This window comes from Microbacterium sp. 2MCAF23, from assembly GCF_052115565.1.
In the GTDB taxonomy this organism is placed as follows: Bacteria; Actinomycetota; Actinomycetes; order Actinomycetales; family Microbacteriaceae; genus Microbacterium.
Genome location: NZ_JBFRGY010000009.1, coordinates 76,570 through 93,121 on the forward strand (window position 1 = coordinate 76,570; position 16,552 = coordinate 93,121).

Sequence of the window (16,552 nt, forward strand, 5' to 3'; positions counted from 1 at the left end):
ATCCGGTTCGAGAAGAGCCGTTCTTCTGCGAACGTTTCGAGTGTGCCATAATTACTGTACGAACGGTAGGTAATTCACACACTGTTGAACCAGCACAGGGAGTCGACGATGACTGTTCCACCGGTGGCCGAGGTGCGGGACCTCGACGCGCAGGCCCTCTTCGACGAGCTCGTCGAGAACGAGCAGCGCATCGAGCCGCGCGACTGGATGCCGGAGGCGTACCGCAAGACGCTGATCCGGCAGATCTCCCAGCACGCGCACTCCGAGATCATCGGGATGCAGCCCGAGGGCAACTGGATCACGCGCGCTCCGAGCCTCAAGCGCAAGGCGATCCTGATGGCGAAGGTCCAGGACGAGGCGGGGCACGGGCTCTACCTCTACTCCGCCGCCCAGACGCTGGGCATCACGCGCGATCAGATGATGCAACAGCTCATCGACGGCAAGGCGAAGTACTCCTCGATCTTCAACTACCCGACGCCGACCTGGGCCGACATGGGCGCGATCGGCTGGCTCGTCGACGGCGCAGCGATCTGCAACCAGGTGCCGCTGTGCCGTGCGTCGTACGGGCCGTACGGGCGCGCGATGGTGCGCATCTGCAAGGAGGAGTCCTTCCATCAGCGGCAGGGGTTCGAGATCCTGCTCACCCTCATGCAGGGTTCCGAGGAGCAGCGCGCCATGGCGCAGGACGCGGTGAACCGCTGGTACTGGCCGGCGCTCGCGATGTTCGGCCCGCCCGACGACCAGTCGCCGAACTCCGCGCAGTCGATGCAATGGAAGATCAAGCGCTTCTCGAACGACGACCTGCGCCAGCGCTTCGTCGGCATGCTCGTGCCGCAGGCCGAGATCCTGGGCGTGACGCTGCCGGATCCCGAGCTCCGCTACGACGAGGAGACCGGGCAGTACGCGATGGGCGAGATCGACTGGGACGAGTTCTTCGAGGTGGTGCGCGGCAACGGCCCGTGCAACGCCGAACGGCTGCAGCGTCGCCGCGACGCGCACGAAGAGGGCGCGTGGGTGCGCGAGGCAGCCGCGGAGTACGCCCGCAAGCAGGCCCTGCGGCAGGAGGTGGCGGCATGACCACTCCCGGAGCATCCCCCGAGGAGACCTGGCCCATGTTCGAGGTCTTCGTGCGTGCGAACCGCGGACTCAGCCACGTGCACGTCGGATCCCTGCACGCCCCCGACGCCGACATGGCGCTGCGCAACGCGCGCGACCTGTACACCCGGCGCAACGAGGGCACGTCGGTCTGGGTCGTCCCGGCCGACGCGATCACCACCAGCGACCCCGACGACAAGGGCGCGTTCTTCGAGAGCCCCGCCGGCAAGAACTACCGCCACGCCGTGTACTACACGGCCTCCGAGGGGGTGCCGCACCTATGAGCGCCCTTCGACAGGCTCAGGGACCGGATCTGGACGGCGCGATCGACCCGCACGGCGACGTCTCGGTCGACGAGCTCGCGCTCGCCGAAGAGCTCGCCGGTTCGGGGGAGCGCGCCGGATCCGCCGACATCGCGGAGTACGCGCTGTGGCTGGGCGACGACGCGCTGATCCTCTCGCAGCAGCTCGGCGCGTGGATCACCTACGCGCCCGAGCTCGAGGAGGACGTGGCTCTCGGCAACATCGCCCTGGACCTGCTCGGGCACGCCCGCTCGTTCCTCCGGTACGCCGGATCCTGGGACGGGCGCAGCGAGGACGACCTCGCCTACTTCCGCGACGAGGCGGAATTCCGCAGCTGCTGGCTCGTGGAACAGCCCAACGGCGACTTCGCGCAGACGATCGCCCGGCAGCTCCTCGTCAGCACGTACATGCTCGAGCTGTACTCCGCTCTGCGTGCCAGCACGGATCCGACGTTCGCCGCGATCGCAGAGAAGGCGGTCAAGGAGGTCGACTACCACCGTGACCACGCCGTGCAGTGGACGCTGCGCCTGGCCGGTGGCACCGACGAGTCGCGCGCGAGGATCATCCGCGCGGTCGCGGACGTCTGGCCCTACGCCGCCGAGCTCTTCCGCGACGATGCGCTGACCGACCGCCTCGGCGACGCCGCGGTGCGGCCCTCGTCCCTGCGGCCGGGCTTCGACGCGGTCATCGATGCTGTCTTCGCCGAGGCCGAGCTGGAGATCCCCGAGGGGTCCGCCTCGGCCGGCGGCGGACGGCACGGATCCCACGCCACGCCGCTCGGGCACCTGCTGTCCGAGATGCAGGTGCTCGCACGCCGCCACCCGGGGGCGACATGGTGACCACCTCCGCCCCTCGCTCCACTCCGCTCGCTGGTCGCGAATTGTCGCCATCGGTGCAGAATGACGGCAATATGCGACCACCGAGCGGACGCGGCGGCCCCGGACTCGGCGACCCCGGACTGCGCGAGCGCGCCTGGGAGGCGGCGGCCGCGGTGAAGGATCCGGAGGTGCCGGTGCTGACCATCGAGGACCTCGGCGTGCTGCGCGATGTCGTCGTCGACGGCGACCGGATCCGCGTCGACATCACCCCGACCTACAGCGGCTGCCCGGCGATGGATGCGATCCGGGATGACGTCGAGCTCGCCCTCGTCCGCGCGGGTTTCGACAGCGTCGAGGTGCGCCTGGTGCTGGCTCCCGCCTGGACGACGGACTGGATGAGCGATGAGGGCAAGCGGAAGCTGACCGAGTACGGCATCGCGCCGCCCAGCGGCCGTGCAGCCCTGCGACAGGCTCAGGGACCGGTCCGCATCACCCTCGGCGTGCGATGCCCGCGCTGCGGATCCCTGGACACCCGTGAGATCTCCCGCTTCGGCTCCACGTCGTGCAAGGCGCTCTATGAGTGCGGCGCATGCCTCGAGCCCTTCGACCACTTCAAGGTGATCTGATGACGCTCTGGCACCTCGACACCCCGTCGCCCGCCCGCGCCACCGATGCCGCCGCCACCGAGCGGGTCGCCGGCGCGCTCCTCAACAGCGTGGTCGGCGGCTCGTCAAGCTCAGGGGCCGCGGCAGCGCCCCGCCGCCGCACCCGCTTCCACACTCTGGCCGTGCAAGAGGTGCGACCGCTCACCGATGAGGCCGTCGAGGTGACCTTCGCAGTGCCGGAGGAACTGGCAGGTGAGTTCGACTACCTCGCCGGACAGCACGTCGCCCTGCGCGCCGCGCTGGATGGGCACGAGGTGCGACGCTCCTACTCCTTGTGCCGACCGCCGGCGCCGGGCCCTTCGACAGGCTCAGGGACCGAGATCAGCGTCGCCATCAAGCGCGATCGCGGCGGCCGCTTCTCCACCTGGGCCCAGAGCGAGCTGCACGCGGGCGACCGGATCGACGTGATGAGCCCGCAGGGCACCTTCACCTCGGCGCTCGCCGCGCTCGACGAGGCGCACGTCGTCGGCATCGCCGCGGGGTCGGGGATCACGCCGCTCATGGCGCTCGCGGCCACCGTGCTGGCGCGCTCCGACACCAGCCGCTTCACCCTCGTCTACACGAACCGGCGGGCGACCGACGTGATGTTCCTGGACGACCTCGCGGACCTCAAGGACCGCTACCCGGCGCGCTTCGCGGTGCACCACGTGCTCACGCGCGAGCAGCGCTCCGCTCCGCTGCTTTCCGGCCGCATCGACGAGGAGCGCCTGCGCGGTATCCTCGATGCGCTCGTGCTGCCGGCGACCGTCGACGAGTGGTTCCTGTGCGGCCCGTTCGATCTCGTGCAGCTGTGCCGCGACACCCTCGCCGACATCGGCGTCGAGTCCGCGCACGTGCGCTACGAGCTGTTCACCACGGGCGAGCCGGGGCAGGAGCGGCCCGAGGCCGGGCGCCCGATCGAGGTGCGCGAGGACGAGCCGGTGCGCACGATCGAGTTCACCCTCGACGGCCAGTCCGGATCCGTGGACACCCCGGTGTCGGCCAACGAGTCGATCCTGAACGCCGCGCTGCGTGTGCGCCCCGACGTTCCGTTCGCCTGTGCGGGCGGCGTGTGCGGCACCTGCCGTGCGCGGCTCGTCGACGGATCCGTCACGATGACCGAGAACTATGCGCTCGAGCAGGAGGAGCTCGACCGCGGCTACGTGCTCACCTGCCAGTCCCACCCCACGACGGAGCGGGTCGTCGTCGACTACGACGTCTGAGCGCCGCCGCCCAGACCCTTCGACAAGCCCAGACCCTTCGACAAGCTCAGCGACCAAGGAGGAACCATGATCGACCTCGCGATCGACGGCGCCGTCGCGCACATCACGCTGAACAATCCCGACAAGCTCAACGCCCTCGACGAGCAGGCCGTGCGCGACCTCGGAGACGCGTACGCCGAGGCGGAGCGCGCCCAGGTGCGCTCGCTCGTGCTGACCGGCGAAGGCAGGGCCTTCTGCGCGGGGCGCGACATCTCGGGCGTCGACCCGCGCGACGACGATGTGATGGGCTACCTCGACGGGATCGTCACGCCCGTGCTGCAGCGCATGTCCTCGTTCCCCGCGCCGACTTTCGCGGCGGCCCAGGGCGCCTGCCTCGGGGTGGGCCTCGGCCTGCTCATCGCTACGGACGTCGTCTATGTCGCCGATACCGCGAAGATCGGATCCCCGTTCGCCGCCCTCGGCGCGACGCTCGACTCGGGCGGGCACGCGCTGTTCGTGGAGCGGCTCGGCGCCCATCGCACGCTCGACCTCATCTACTCCGGCCGCCTCATGAGCGGATCCGAAGCCGTCGCCGCGGGGCTGTTCTCGCAGGCGATGCCACCCGAGATGGTGCACGAGGCCACGCTCGAAGCCGCCGCGCGCGCGGCCCGGGGTGCGACCGCGGCTTTCGTCGCGAGCAAGCGCCTCGTCGCCGCCCTCCGGGACGAGCGGCTGGGGCTCTGGGACTCGATGCGGCAGGAGAACGCGGCCCAGGCGGCGCTCTGCGACACGGACGACTACCGCGAGGGCTTCGCCGCGTTCCAGGAGAAGCGACCGCCGCTGTTCGAAGGGCACTGAGCCGGGCCCATCCGCCGTGGGTGCGACGATCTGCACGCAGTGCGACGATCAGCACACGTGTTGACGTGGATCCACAGGCGGATCGTCACGACGTGTGCAGATCGTGGCGCGCGGTCAGCGGTCCGGCCCGTCCGACTACGCTGGACCGTGCTGCTCCGCCTGGAACGGCGGACAGGAGCGAGTGTGGGCGAGGGCGCCGTCGAGCGGATGCGAGGGCCGCGCGCCTACGCGTCGTTCGTCGGGATCGGCCTGGCCGCGGGCCTCCTCTCCGGGCTGTTCGGCGTCGGCGGCGGGACGATCATCGTCCCCTTGCTCGTGCTGCTGCTCGGCTTCAATCAGCGCCTCGCGGCGGGCACCTCGCTCGCGGCGATCGTCCCCACCAGCATCGTCGGCGTGACCAGCTACGCGCTGCACGGAGCCGTGGCATGGATCCCCGCGCTGATCCTCGCGGCGGCGGCTGTCGTCGGTGCGCAGGTCGGCACACGGGTGGCGACGCGGATCTCGCAGCCGGTGCTGCGCTGGTGCTTCGTCGGGTTCGTGGTGATCGTGGTCGTGAGCCTGTTTCTGGTGATCCCCTCCCGTGACTCGCGGTTCCTGCTGAGCTGGTTCGCCGGCGTGGGCCTGGTGGTTCTGGGGTTCGGCACCGGCGTGCTGGCGGGTCTCATCGGGGTCGGCGGCGGGGTGATCGTCGTACCGATCCTGATGCTGCTGTTCGGGTTCAACGATCTCGAGGCCAAGGGCACGTCGCTGATGATGATCATTCCGACGGCCATCTCCGGAACGGTCGGAAACCTGCGCCACCGCAACGTCGATCTCCTCGCCGCGACGATCATCGGGCTCTCCGCGTGCACCATGACCGCGCTCGGCGCCTGGCTCGCGACGCAGTTCGATCCGAAGGTCGGGAACATTCTCTTCGCCGTCTATCTCGCCGTCATCGGCGTTCAGATGGGGCTCAGAGCCGTTCGAGACCGCCGGAAGGCCTGAACCGCGGTGCGTTGCGGTTTCCTCCCGGCTGGGCCGGGACGACAGTGCGGCGATCGCATGCTTCCGGCGGCATACTGGCTCCATGGCGTTGGATGAGATCGACCGCCGAGTGATCGGCGCATTGCAGGTCGACGGTCGCGCCTCGTGGCGGCGCATCGCCGGCATCATCGGCGTTCCCGTCAGCACAGTGGTGCGCCGCGGCAACGCTCTGCTGGAGTCGCAGGCTGTTCGCATCGGCGTGGTGCGGTCGACGCGCACGGTGCTGCTGGAGGTGCAGGCGAACGCCGCCGATGTCGACGCGATCGCGCGCGCTCTCGCCGCACGGGAGAGCAGCATCTTCGTGTACGTGCTGGGATCCCCGCTGCGCATCCTCGTCGAGGAGCAGGCGCCCCCCGAGTACGCCGATCTGATCCTGCGCGACATCCCGTCGATCCCCGGCGTGACCGGCATGGCCGTCATCCCCATGCTGGAGTACTACCGCACCCTGTCGGGCTGGATGCCGGGCCAGCTGACCGGGGACGAAGCGCACGCGCTGAACCCGGACTTCGGGCGCCCGCCGCTGATCGATCAGCCTCTCCTCGAGCTCGACGACGGCGACGAGGCGATCCTCGCCGCGTTGGAGCGGGACGCCCGTGCGTCGGCGATCGACATCGCCGAGATCGTCGGACTCAGCGAGTCGGCCGTCCGGCGGCGGTTGAGCGTGCTGATCGGCGGCGCCGTCGACGTGCGCGCGATCATCGCCCCGTCCACCCTCGGGCTCCCGATCGCAGGGTTCGTCTGGCTGCGCGTCCCTCCCGCCGCGGTGGCGTCCGTGTCCGCCGCGCTGCAGGCCTCGCCGTTCGTGCGGTACGCGGCGTTCATCCTCGCCGACGAGCAGATCCTGGTCGACGTCGCGGTTCCCACGGTGACTGAGCTGCGCCGATTCCTCACCGAGAGCCCGTGGTCGACCCAGGTGGACGGCATCCGCGCGGCCTCCGTCGTCGCTGCCTACAAGCGCAGCGGAGTGCTGGTCCGCGAGGCCTGATCGCCGCTCCGCCGGATACGACGATCGCACCGGCGTGCGATCGTGCGCGGATGACGCATTCCGTGCGTCGAGATCGATGATCTGGTGCGTTCCGGTCGTTATTTTCCGATCTCTTCTTTACTTCGCTCGTCGAGTCCGTTACTTTGGCCCAAACGATGCATCAAGGCATCGAATCTGGCACAGAGCGGTGCGAAATGGAGTTGAAGTGGTTGAATCCGGCGAGCTCGTGGGGCTCAGTGCCAATGAGCAGGCCCGTCTGACACGCAGCGGCGAGCTCACGGCGGTGGAGTTGCTCGACGCGCACCTCGCCGAGGTGTCCAGGCGCAACGGTGAGATCAACGCCGTCGTCGCCCTCGACGAGGAACTGGCGCACGAGCATGCCCGCCGCGTGGACGGCCTGGCACCGGAGCGTCGCGGCGTGCTGCACGGTGTGCCGACCGCGGTGAAGGACTTCGGGCACGTCACCGGTTTCCCGAACACCCTCGGACACCGCCATTTCGCCGGCAGCATCTCGGACCATGACGATCTGCACATCGCACGGATGCGCGAAGCCGGAGCGGTGTTCTACGGCAAGACGAACATCCCCGAGCTCGCGGCCGGATCGCACAGTTCCAACGAGGTCTACGGTGTCACCCGCAATCCGCATGATCCGTCCCGGTCGGCCGGCGGTTCGAGCGGCGGAGCCGCCGCCGCGCTGGCCGCGCGGTTCACGGCGATCGCCGACGGCAGTGACATGGGCGGATCCCTGCGCAATCCCGCCGCGTTCTGCGGCGTGGTGGGTATGCGTCCGACGCCCGGGGTCGTCCCGAACGCGGACAGCCCGAACGTCTTCGACCCGCTGGCGACCGCGGGGCCGATGGCGCGCACCATCGACGACACCGCACTGCTCCTGTCGGTCATGAACGGCGAGACGCGGGACGTGCCGTGCGCTCCGGAGCTCGATCGTGCCCGCCTGCGCGAGCTCCGTGAGCGCGATCTCGCCGGTGTCCGCATCGCCTATGCCGCCGACCTCGGCGGTCGCGTGGTCGTGGAGCCCGCCGTGCGCGCAGTGCTCGACGAGGCGGCCCGTGCACTGGAGGCGGCCGGGGCGATCGTCGAGATCGGCTGTCCCGATCTGAGCGGCGCGGATGAGGCGTTCCGCACCCTGCGCGCCGCGGCGTTCAACGCCGGCTGGGGCGCGCTGCTGGAGGCCGAGCCCGAGAACTTCAACGACTTCGTCGCCGGCAACATCCGCGAGGGCGAGAAGGTGAGCGGACCGGACGTGATGCGCGCCTACGGCGAGGTCACGCGTCTGACCAGGGCCGCGGCGCGTTATTTCGCCGACACGGATGTGGTCCTCGCCCCCGTCACGCAGATGCTTCCGTTCCCCGTCGAGCGGGACTGGCCCCGTGAGGTCGCGGGCACGCCGATGACCGACTACCTCGACTGGATGCGCGCCGCCTGGCTGTTCACGCCGCTCGGCGTTCCTGCGCTGTCTCTCCCGGCCGGCTACGCCGGTCGCCTGCCGGTCGGCGCCCAACTGCTCGCGGGCCCCCGCCAGGACGTCGAGCTGCTCGAACTCGCGAAGGCCATCGAGACGCTGCTCGCGGTTCCCGCCGCAGCATCGGCATCGCACGCCGCCTCCTGACGTCCGACTCATCCCGATCCCTCAGATCCTCAACCCCACCCGACCGTTCCACCGTTGTTCGAAGGAGAACACCCATGACCCCGTCTACCTCCGGCGCTGAGACGCCGGATACGCCCACCGGCGCGATCCGCGTCACCGGGCGCATCGCGACCCCCGCCCGCGTGGCGGTCGCCGGCATCCCGGTCCTGCTGATCCTGATCACGCCGTTCCTGCCGTTCGCCGTGACGCCCACGCTGTGGTGGGGTGTGCCCGCCGTACTGGTGTGGATGGCCTTCAACGTCGTGCTCACCGTCGCCCTGCTGAACGTGGTCGACGCCGGCATCCGGCGTCAGGTGCGCGAGCACGGTGAGTCGACGCCCGTCGAGTCCGCGATCGGTGGTGAGCACGCATGATGACCGTCATCATCGTCGCCGGCATCGTCTTGATCGGTCTCATCGGCGTCGCCGGGCGCCGCCGGGAGAAGAGCATGTCCGGGTGGTTGGTCGCCGGGCGCAAGCTGCCGGTGTGGACCTCGTGGTTCCTGCAGGCGGGAGAGTCGCTGACGACGTTCAGCTTCCTGGGCCTGGCCGGGCTCGCGTTCGTCGGCGGCGTGAGCGCGACCTACGCGATCGGCTACCTCACCGCGTGCCTGTCGATCCAGTACTTCGTCTCACCGCGGATCCGCAACATCGCCGCGTCGCGCGGCTATCTCACGATGGCCGACTTCTTCCGCGACCGTTTCCGCTCGCGGACGCTGAGCGTGATCGTCGCCGTCGTCGGTGCGCTGTTCCTGATCCCGTACCTGGAGCTGCAGCTCACGGGTCTCGGACTGATCGTCCAGCTCGCGACCGGCTCCGCCTCGGCCCGTGGGCTCAGCATGGTGCTCGCCAGTGCCCTGGTGATCGTGTTCGTGCTGTGGGGCGGCATCCGCGGCATCGCCCGTGTTTCGATCTTCAAGGACTTCGGGATGCTGATCGCGCTGGTCGTGGTCACGGTCGGCGTGGTCGCGGCAGCCGGCAGCTTCCCCGAGGTGTTCGCGCAGGTCGCGAAGGCGAACGACACCCTGCTCACCACGCACGCGCCCGGCTTCGACGCGATCTGGTGGGTCACCTCGGTCGCGATCACGGTGATCGGTGCCGGCTTCCAGACCTTCCCGCACCTGTGGCCGCCGATGCTCGCGGCGAAGAGCGGCAACGTCGTGCGCAGCAACGCCAAGTGGCTCGCCGTGTACCAGCTGCTGCTGTTCCTGCCGGTCACCGTCGGCATGGTCGCGGTGCTGAAGATCCCGGCCACGACGATCCCGAACCAGGTGCTGTTCACCGCCGCGCAGCAGGCGTTGCCCGAGTGGCTCGTGGCAGTGGTCGCCGTGTTCGGAGCTGCTGCCGCGATGGTGCCCGCTGCTGCGATCTCGATGGGCATCGGCTCCCTCGTCGCCAACAACGTGACCTACCGCCTCTCCGAGCGCGGCCGGTTCATCACCACTCGGGTCGTGATCGTCGCGGCGATGGGGCTCGCTCTCGCCTTCGGCTTGATCAAGAGCGACATCGGCGCACTGCTGCTGCTCACGTACGGAGGGCTCGCGCAGATGGCTCCGGCGGTGGCCGCCGGTCTCGGCCGACGGGTGCGCGTGAGCACCGTCGCGGTCTCGTCCGGTCTCGTCGCCGGCACCCTGTTCGTCGCCGTCACCACGTTCGCGAACATCCCGCTGGGCTCCTGGGACAACGGCTTCCTGGGCCTCGTACTCAACGTCGTCGTGTTCGGCGTCGTCGAGGCGATCGTACGGATCACTCGTGGGCCGCGTGCGGGCATCGCGACCGACGAGATCCCGGCGGAGGAAGTCGAGGTCGGTTCGTGAGCGGTCCCCTGGACGGGATGCTGGTCGTGGATCTGTCCCGTGCGCTCGCCGGACCGCACGCGGGCATGATGCTCGGCGACCTGGGCGCTCGGGTGATCAAGGTGGAGCGGCCGGACGGCGGCGACGACTCCCGGGCCTGGGGTCCGCCGTTCGTCACGGCAGGGGAGGAGCAGGTGTCCACCTACTTCCTCTCCTGCAACCGGAACAAGGAGTCGGTGGCCCTCGATCTCAAGGACGACGCCGATCGGGCGATGCTCACCGAGCTGGTCCGACGCGCCGATGTCCTGATCGAGAACTTCCGGCCCGGAACGCTGGACCGGCTCGGCTTCGATCCGGCCCGGCTGGAAGAACTGAACCCGCGGCTCGTGCTGCTCTCGATCAGCGGATTCGGCCACGACGGCCCCGAGGCGCGTCGTGCCGGGTACGACCAGATCCTGCAGGGGGAGGCGGGGCTGATGTCGCTGACCGGTGCAGACGCCGCGACTCCGCAGAAGGTGGGTGTACCCATCGGGGATCTCCTCGGCGGGATCCACGGCGTGGTCGGCGTGCTCGCCGGCCTCGTCGAGCGCGAGCGCACCGGCCGGGGGAGTGTCGTGCGCACCTCGTTGCTGTCGTCGATCGTCGGAGTCCTGGCGTTCCAGGCGACCCGATGGACCGTGGGCGGGGAGTCTCCCCGAGCGATCGGCAACCAGCATCCGTCGATCGCGCCGTACGGCGCCTTCCGCTGCAACGACGGCGTCGTGCAGATCTCGGTCGGATCGGACGCGCTGTGGCGGGCGTTCGCACCGATCGTCGGCGTGGATCCCGAAGAGGAGCGCTGGGGGACGAACGGCCGGCGGGTGGCCGACCGGGACGCCCTGATCGCCCACATCGAGGCCGCGTTCTCGAGCCGCTCGCGTGATGAGCTGCTCGAGACGCTCGGCGCCGCGGGCGTGCCCGCGGGCAAGGTGCGCACGGTCGACGAGGTGTTCGCCTGGGATCAGGCGCTCAGTCAGGGCCTCGCCCTGGGCGTGCACCACGACGTCCTGGGGGACCTCACCCTGCAGGGCGGGCCGTTGCGGATGTTCGACTTCGACGGCACCGAGACCGGGCGCGTTCAGCACGATGCGCCGCCGCTGCTCGGCGAGCACACCCAGTCGATCAGGGAATGGCTCGCGTCGTGAGCACGGCGGACGGCTGGCTCGACGACGTCCTCGACCCCGGGTCGTTCCGCTCCTGGGATATCGCGATCGGCGTGCCGGCCGACGCGGATTACCGCGACGTGCTCGCGCGGGCAGCCACGCGGACCGGCGCGGACGAGGCGGTGCGCACCGGCAGCGGATCCGTCCGGGGCCGCGCGGTCGCGGTGATCGTGAGCGAGTTCGGGTTCCTCGGCGGCTCGATCGGCGTCGCGACGGCCGAGCGCATCGTCGCGCTGTTCGACCGCGCGCGCCGAGAGCGGATCCCGGTGCTCGCCGGGCTCGCGTCGGGTGGCACCCGCATGCAGGAAGGCGCCGCTGCCTTCCTGACCATGCGCACGATCACCACCGCGGTCGGGGCCTACCGCGCCGCAGGCCTGCCCTACCTCGCTCATCTGCGGCACCCCACGACGGGCGGCGTGTACGCGTCCTGGGCGTCGCTCGCACACGACGTGAGCGCGGAGCCCGGCGCGCTGGTCGGGCTGCTCGGCCCCAGGGTCGTCGCGGCACTCGCCGAACACGGCGGTGCGCCGCCGATCTCCGAGGGCGTGCAGACCGCGGAGAACCTCCGGGCGCACGAGCGCCTCGACGCGGTTGTGGACGCCGCCCGGTTCCGCGACCGCGCCGCGCGCCTGCTCGCGGTCTTCGAGACCGCGGACGGTGCGGTCGCACCAGACCCTGTCGGCGCCGCCGTCTCGCCGGCCGCAGCCACGAGGACAGGGGTCCCGTCCGGCGCGGATTGGGCGGCGGTGCAGAACGCAGCGCGTCCCGGCCGGCCTGCGCTGGGGGAGTTCATCGCGGCCTGCGACGAATTCGTCGGCCGCCGCGGCGGACCGGGTGAACTCATCACCGGGTGGGCGCGATCGGGGAAGGCAGCCTTCCTCCTCATCGGGCAGGATCGCACCCGCCGCACGGCGACCACGGTCGCGGACGTCGTCGCCGCACGCCGGGCCATGGCGCTCGCCGCCGCCCTGGGCGTCCCGGTGGTCGCCGTCGCCGACACATCCGGTGCCGAAGTGTCCACCTCGGCAGAGGAGGAAGGGATCGCCCAGGAGATCGCGCTGACCCTCGCCGCATCCGCATCGCTGCCGGTGCCCTCGGTCACGCTTCTGCTCGGCGAAGGCACAGGGGCGGCCGCCATCGCGCTCTGCGGAACGGATGCGCTGGTGGCCGTCGAGGACTCCTGGCTCGCCCCGCTCCCGCTCACAGGGGCTGCGGCCCTCCTCGCCGGGGACCGGGCAGGCGGTGAGCAGGCCGTGCGTGCGCAGGTCGCCGGGCAGCAGCGGATCGGCGCGGCGTCGCTGTTCGCAGACGGCCTGATCCAGGGGATCGCCGGTCGTGACGGCGTCACGATGTCGGCGCTGCTGGACGGGTGCAGGGCGCGTCCGCTGGCTGCGCGCGTGCTGGCGATCGCGGCCGGTCTCGTCTCGTCCGAGCCTCAGGCCACGCCGCGTGGTGCTCCGATCTCGCCTGCGCTCATCGGCGGCCGCGGCTGAGGCGCCCCTGCTCGGCGAGGGATCAGCCCCGCTCGGTAGGATCGAGGGGTGCCCGTGAATCCTGAACTGGTCGGCCGGGAGTTCCCGCCGACGGCCCCGTACCTCGTCGGTCGTGAGAAGGTGCGCGAGTTCGCGCGCGCCGTCTTCGCCGATGCTCCGCAGCACACCGACGTCGACGCAGCTCGGGTGCTCGGGTTCGCCGACGTCGTCGCTCCGCCCACCTTCGCGATGGTCATCCAGGACCTCACGCTGCAGCAGCTGCTCGGTCTGGAGGACTCCGGGATCGTGCTATCGCGCACGATCCACGCCGAGCAGCGCTTCTCCTACACGCGTCCGATCGTCGCCGGGGACGAGCTCACCGCGCAGCTGACCGTCACCGGGATCCGTGCGATGGGCCCTGCGGCGATGATCACCAGCGACGCCGAGATCCGCGACGCCGCGGGCGAGCATGTCGTCACCGCCACGTCGGTGCTGCTCGTGAGCGATGCGCCCGCCGAGGAAGAGGAGGCCGCCGCGTGAACGTCGGAGACATCATCGCGGAGCGCACCGTGCACCTCACGCGCGAGTCGCTGGTGCGCTACGCCGGCGCATCCGGCGACTTCAACCCGATCCACTACCGTGACGACGTCGCCGCCGAGGTCGGTCTGCCGGGCGTGCTCGCACACGGCATGCTCACCATGGGCGTCGCCTCGTCCGTCGCGATCGCCGCGCTTCCCGGCACCGCACGCGTGCTGGATTACGGTGTGCGCTTCGCCCGCCCTGTCGTGGTCGACCCGCAGGACGGTGCTGACGTCGCGATCACCGCGAAGGTCGGTGCGCTCGACGAGACCGCAGTGCGGATCGACCTCGTCGTCAAGCACGCCGACACCACGGTGCTCGTCAAGGCGCAGCTGCGCGTCGCGGCGGACTCGCTCTGACATGGCGGAGATCGATCCGATGCGTCTTGCCGAGCTGACCACGCTGCAGACCGGTGCGGCGCCGGCGCGGATGATCGATGCCGCCACCGAGGACGAACTGGTCGCCGTGCTCCGCGACGTGTGGGCGACCGGTGACGCATGGTTCGTGCTGGGCGGCGGATCGAACCTCTTCGCGGGGGACGCGCCCTTCGACGGCACCGTGATCCGCATCCGCACGAGCGGCATCGAGGAGCTCCCGTCTCCGCATCCCGGTCGGATCCGGCTGCGCGCGCAGGCCGGGCACGACTGGGACGCGCTGGTCGCCTATGCGGTCGAGCACGGCTACGCGGGCGTCGAGGCGATGTCCGGGATTCCCGGCACCGTCGGCGCAGCCCCCGTGCAGAACATCGGCGCGTACGGCCAGGAGATCCAGGAGACCCTCGTCGAGGTCGAGCTGCTCGACGAGCACTCGGGCGAGGTCGTCGTGACTCCGGCCTCCGAGCTCGGTCTCGGCTTCCGCACCTCGGTGCTCAAGCACCACTACGGATCCGTCGCCGAACGCCGCGCCGTGATCCTCTCCGTCACGCTCGATCTCGCGGTCACGGGCGACGCCGGACGCGAGGTGCGCGGCGAACAGCTGCGCCGCGCGCTGCAGCTCACGAGCGACGAGCCGGTGCCGCTGGCGTGGGTGCGGCAGCGGATCCTCTCCACTCGTGCGGCCAAGGGAATGCTCTTCGACCCCGCGGATCCGGATACCCACGGCGCCGGATCCTTCTTCCAGAACGCGATCGTCTCCGAGGCGACGGCACGCACGCTTCCGCCCGAGTGCCCGCGCTGGCCGGTGACGCCCGACCTCGACACGGTCACGGTGATCCCCCTGGACTCGTACTACGGCCTCGCCCCCAAGCCCGAGGCGCCGCCGAGCGATGTGAAGGTGAGCGCGGCCTGGCTCATCGAGCACGCCGGCATCCGCAAGGGATTCAAGCTGCCGCGTTCGCGTGCCGGGGTCTCCACGAAGCACGCACTCGCGCTCACGAACCGCGGCGGGGCGACGGCGGAGGAGATCGCCGAGCTCGCCCGGTTCATCCAGAATCGGGTGCATTCCGAGTTCGGCCTGCTGCTGCAGCCCGAGCCGGTGCTCGTCGACGTCGAGCTCTAGGCGCGACGGGTGCTCGCGACCCTCACCGGCTTCGCCGTCGTCGGCCTCGCGATCCTCGTCGGGTACGTGATCGGTCGCATCGACCTGCTGGGTCCGCATGCTCGCGAAGTGCTGAGCCGGCTGACGTTCTTCGTGCTGTCGCCGTTCCTGCTGTTCTCGGTGCTGGCCCGCGCCGACGCCCATGTGCTGTTCTCCGCCCTGCTGCCGGTGTCCGCGATCGCTGCGGCGGTTGTGATCGCCGTGTATACGTTGGTGGCGAGGACGGTCTGGAAGCGCAGCGTGGGCGAGACGGTGATCGGAGCGCTCTCGGCGGGGCAGGTGAACTCGAACAACATCGGCATCCCGCTGTCGCTCTACCTGCTCGGCAGCGCCGCGTATCCGGCGCCGGTGATCCTCATGCAGCTGCTGGTGTTCACCCCGATCTCGCTGACCATCCTCGACACCGTCACCGCCGGCCGCACGTCGGTGTGGCGCACCGTGGTGCGCACCGCGACCAACCCGATCATCCTGGGATCCGCGCTCGGCACCCTGGTCTCCGTGCTGGGGATCGAACTGCCCCCGATCGTCATCGAACCGATCACCCTGCTCGCGAACGCCTGCGTGCCGGTGCTGCTGATCAGCTACGGCATCTCGCTGCATGGGCAGAGGGTGCTCGGTGCGGCCGGACATCGCAGGGACGTGCTGCTGGCGAGCGGGCTGAAGCTGCTCGTCATGCCCGTGCTCGCCTGGCTGCTGGCGCAGTTCGTGTTCGGCCTTTCCGCGCATGCGGTGCTGATCGTGGTCGTGCTGGCGGCGCTGCCGACCGCGCAGAATGTGTTCAACTACTCCCAGCGCTACGGCGTCGGCGAGGCGACGTCCCGTGACACGGTGTTCCTCACGACGATCGGATGCGTCCCTGTGCTCCTCGGCGCCGTCCTGCTCCTCGGCTGAGGTCGACGCCGGGGCGTACGCTCGCAGGATGACCGGACTCGTGCCCTACATCCTGTTCCCCGGCACCGCCGTCGACGCGCTGCCCTTCTACCAGGCGATCTTCGGCGGCGAAGCGGTGATGCACACCTACGCCGAATTCGGGCGTGCGGACGGCCCGGGGGATGCGATCGCGCACGGCATGCTGGTCCGTGGCCCGGTCGAGCTCGCCGGCGCCGATGCCGCGCCGGACGAGGACGCGGTGCACATGAACGGGATGTACTTCTCCCTGCTCGGCACGGCGGATCCCGAGACGCTCACCCGCTGGTTCGCGCAGCTCGGCGACGGCGGTCGAGTGATCGATCCGCTGCAGGAGCGGCCATGGGGTGCGCACGACGGCACGCTCGTGGATCGCTTCGGCGTGCGCTGGCTCATCGGCTACGAGGACTGAGCGCCCCGCGTGCGTCTTCGCCCCCTCTGAACGTCTTCGCCCCCTCTGAGGCGCGCTGCTCAGAGGGGGCGAAGACGG

18 protein-coding genes are annotated in these 16,552 nt (G+C 70.3%); all 18 read left to right on the top strand.

Features of this window, described 5'->3' with window-relative positions:
• Positions 1–108 precede the first annotated feature (108 nt).
• The 18 genes from paaA to AB4078_RS10855 all read left to right on the top strand — a co-directional run bounded on the left by paaA (position 109) and on the right by AB4078_RS10855 (position 16,474).
• Entirely contained in the window at positions 109–1,077 is a 969-nt protein-coding gene (gene paaA / locus AB4078_RS10770; protein WP_441977136.1) for a 1,2-phenylacetyl-CoA epoxidase subunit PaaA, read from the top strand.
• Positions 1,074–1,379: a 1,2-phenylacetyl-CoA epoxidase subunit PaaB gene (paaB, locus tag AB4078_RS10775; protein WP_233310351.1), complete on the top strand. Its 306-nt coding sequence runs from the start codon at positions 1,074–1,076 to the stop codon at positions 1,377–1,379. The genes paaA and paaB overlap by 4 nt, the downstream gene beginning before the upstream one ends.
• A complete protein-coding gene (gene paaC, locus AB4078_RS10780; protein ID WP_440733579.1) occupies positions 1,376–2,236 on the top strand; it encodes a 1,2-phenylacetyl-CoA epoxidase subunit PaaC in 861 nt (286 codons plus the stop codon). The genes paaB and paaC overlap by 4 nt, the downstream gene beginning before the upstream one ends.
• Positions 2,237–2,307: 71 nt before the next feature.
• Positions 2,308–2,841 carry a 1,2-phenylacetyl-CoA epoxidase subunit PaaD gene (gene paaD, locus AB4078_RS10785; protein WP_441977137.1) on the top strand — a complete coding sequence of 178 codons (534 nt, stop codon included), beginning with the start codon at positions 2,308–2,310 and terminating at the stop codon, positions 2,839–2,841.
• Positions 2,841–4,082, top strand: a complete 1,242-nt coding sequence (paaE, locus tag AB4078_RS10790; protein ID WP_441977138.1) for a 1,2-phenylacetyl-CoA epoxidase subunit PaaE — start codon at positions 2,841–2,843, stop codon at positions 4,080–4,082. The genes paaD and paaE overlap by 1 nt, the downstream gene beginning before the upstream one ends.
• A 66-nt stretch (positions 4,083–4,148) precedes the next feature.
• Positions 4,149–4,919 carry an enoyl-CoA hydratase/isomerase family protein gene (locus tag AB4078_RS10795; RefSeq protein ID WP_441977139.1) on the top strand — a complete coding sequence of 257 codons (771 nt, stop codon included), beginning with the start codon at positions 4,149–4,151 and terminating at the stop codon, positions 4,917–4,919.
• Positions 4,920–5,126: 207 nt separating this feature from the next.
• On the top strand, positions 5,127–5,903 hold the full coding sequence (locus AB4078_RS10800; protein WP_441977202.1) for a sulfite exporter TauE/SafE family protein: 777 nt from the start codon (positions 5,127–5,129) through the stop codon (positions 5,901–5,903).
• An 82-nt stretch (positions 5,904–5,985) separates the two neighbouring features.
• Positions 5,986–6,927: an Lrp/AsnC family transcriptional regulator gene (locus AB4078_RS10805; protein WP_441977140.1), complete on the top strand. Its 942-nt coding sequence runs from the start codon at positions 5,986–5,988 to the stop codon at positions 6,925–6,927.
• Positions 6,928–7,132: 205 nt separating this feature from the next.
• Complete coding sequence (locus AB4078_RS10810; RefSeq protein WP_441977141.1) at positions 7,133–8,554, top strand: amidase; 1,422 nt, start codon at positions 7,133–7,135, stop codon at positions 8,552–8,554.
• 74 nt (positions 8,555–8,628) lie between these two features.
• Complete coding sequence (locus tag AB4078_RS10815; RefSeq protein ID WP_441977142.1) at positions 8,629–8,946, top strand: hypothetical protein; 318 nt, start codon at positions 8,629–8,631, stop codon at positions 8,944–8,946.
• A complete protein-coding gene (locus AB4078_RS10820; RefSeq protein ID WP_441977143.1) occupies positions 8,943–10,388 on the top strand; it encodes a sodium:solute symporter family protein in 1,446 nt (481 codons plus the stop codon). Before AB4078_RS10815 ends, AB4078_RS10820 begins: the two co-directional genes overlap by 4 nt.
• 17 nt (positions 10,389–10,405) lie before the next feature.
• Positions 10,406–11,551 (top strand): CaiB/BaiF CoA transferase family protein, encoded by a 1,146-nt coding sequence (locus tag AB4078_RS10825; RefSeq protein ID WP_441977203.1) that lies wholly within the window; start codon positions 10,406–10,408, stop codon positions 11,549–11,551.
• Positions 11,548–13,062: a carboxyl transferase domain-containing protein gene (locus tag AB4078_RS10830; RefSeq protein ID WP_441977144.1), complete on the top strand. Its 1,515-nt coding sequence runs from the start codon at positions 11,548–11,550 to the stop codon at positions 13,060–13,062. Before AB4078_RS10825 ends, AB4078_RS10830 begins: the two co-directional genes overlap by 4 nt.
• Before the next feature lie 48 nt (positions 13,063–13,110).
• Positions 13,111–13,581 carry an FAS1-like dehydratase domain-containing protein gene (locus AB4078_RS10835; protein ID WP_441977145.1) on the top strand — a complete coding sequence of 157 codons (471 nt, stop codon included), beginning with the start codon at positions 13,111–13,113 and terminating at the stop codon, positions 13,579–13,581.
• The gene (locus AB4078_RS10840) at positions 13,578–13,979 is read left to right on the top strand and encodes a MaoC/PaaZ C-terminal domain-containing protein (RefSeq protein ID WP_441977146.1); all 402 of its coding nucleotides are present in this window, start codon (positions 13,578–13,580) and stop codon (positions 13,977–13,979) included. Before AB4078_RS10835 ends, AB4078_RS10840 begins: the two co-directional genes overlap by 4 nt.
• Position 13,980: 1 nt before the next feature.
• On the top strand, positions 13,981–15,117 hold the full coding sequence (locus AB4078_RS10845) for a UDP-N-acetylmuramate dehydrogenase (RefSeq protein WP_441977147.1): 1,137 nt from the start codon (positions 13,981–13,983) through the stop codon (positions 15,115–15,117).
• 9 nt (positions 15,118–15,126) lie between these two features.
• Positions 15,127–16,047, top strand: coding sequence for an AEC family transporter (locus AB4078_RS10850; protein WP_441977148.1), 921 nt, complete (start codon positions 15,127–15,129; stop codon positions 16,045–16,047).
• A 28-nt stretch (positions 16,048–16,075) separates the two neighbouring features.
• Positions 16,076–16,474, top strand: coding sequence for a VOC family protein (locus AB4078_RS10855; RefSeq protein WP_440733566.1), 399 nt, complete (start codon positions 16,076–16,078; stop codon positions 16,472–16,474).
• Positions 16,475–16,552 lie beyond the last annotated feature (78 nt).

Excerpts from the sequence above, each read along its gene's own strand:
- paaA (WP_441977136.1), top strand. The coding sequence starts at position 109 with ATGACTGTTCCACCGGTGGCCGAGGTGCGGGACCTCGACGCGCAGGCC.
- paaB (WP_233310351.1), top strand. The coding sequence starts at position 1,074 with ATGACCACTCCCGGAGCATCCCCCGAGGAGACCTGGCCCATGTTCGAG.
- paaC (WP_440733579.1), top strand. The coding sequence starts at position 1,376 with ATGAGCGCCCTTCGACAGGCTCAGGGACCGGATCTGGACGGCGCGATC.
- paaD (WP_441977137.1), top strand. The coding sequence starts at position 2,308 with ATGCGACCACCGAGCGGACGCGGCGGCCCCGGACTCGGCGACCCCGGA.
- paaE (WP_441977138.1), top strand. The coding sequence starts at position 2,841 with ATGACGCTCTGGCACCTCGACACCCCGTCGCCCGCCCGCGCCACCGAT.
- AB4078_RS10795 (WP_441977139.1), top strand. The coding sequence starts at position 4,149 with ATGATCGACCTCGCGATCGACGGCGCCGTCGCGCACATCACGCTGAAC.
- AB4078_RS10800 (WP_441977202.1), top strand. The coding sequence starts at position 5,127 with ATGCGAGGGCCGCGCGCCTACGCGTCGTTCGTCGGGATCGGCCTGGCC.
- AB4078_RS10805 (WP_441977140.1), top strand. The coding sequence starts at position 5,986 with ATGGCGTTGGATGAGATCGACCGCCGAGTGATCGGCGCATTGCAGGTC.
- AB4078_RS10815 (WP_441977142.1), top strand. The coding sequence starts at position 8,629 with ATGACCCCGTCTACCTCCGGCGCTGAGACGCCGGATACGCCCACCGGC.
- AB4078_RS10820 (WP_441977143.1), top strand. The coding sequence starts at position 8,943 with ATGATGACCGTCATCATCGTCGCCGGCATCGTCTTGATCGGTCTCATC.
- AB4078_RS10825 (WP_441977203.1), top strand. The coding sequence starts at position 10,406 with ATGCTGGTCGTGGATCTGTCCCGTGCGCTCGCCGGACCGCACGCGGGC.
- AB4078_RS10845 (WP_441977147.1), top strand. The coding sequence starts at position 13,981 with ATGGCGGAGATCGATCCGATGCGTCTTGCCGAGCTGACCACGCTGCAG.
- AB4078_RS10855 (WP_440733566.1), top strand. The coding sequence starts at position 16,076 with ATGACCGGACTCGTGCCCTACATCCTGTTCCCCGGCACCGCCGTCGAC.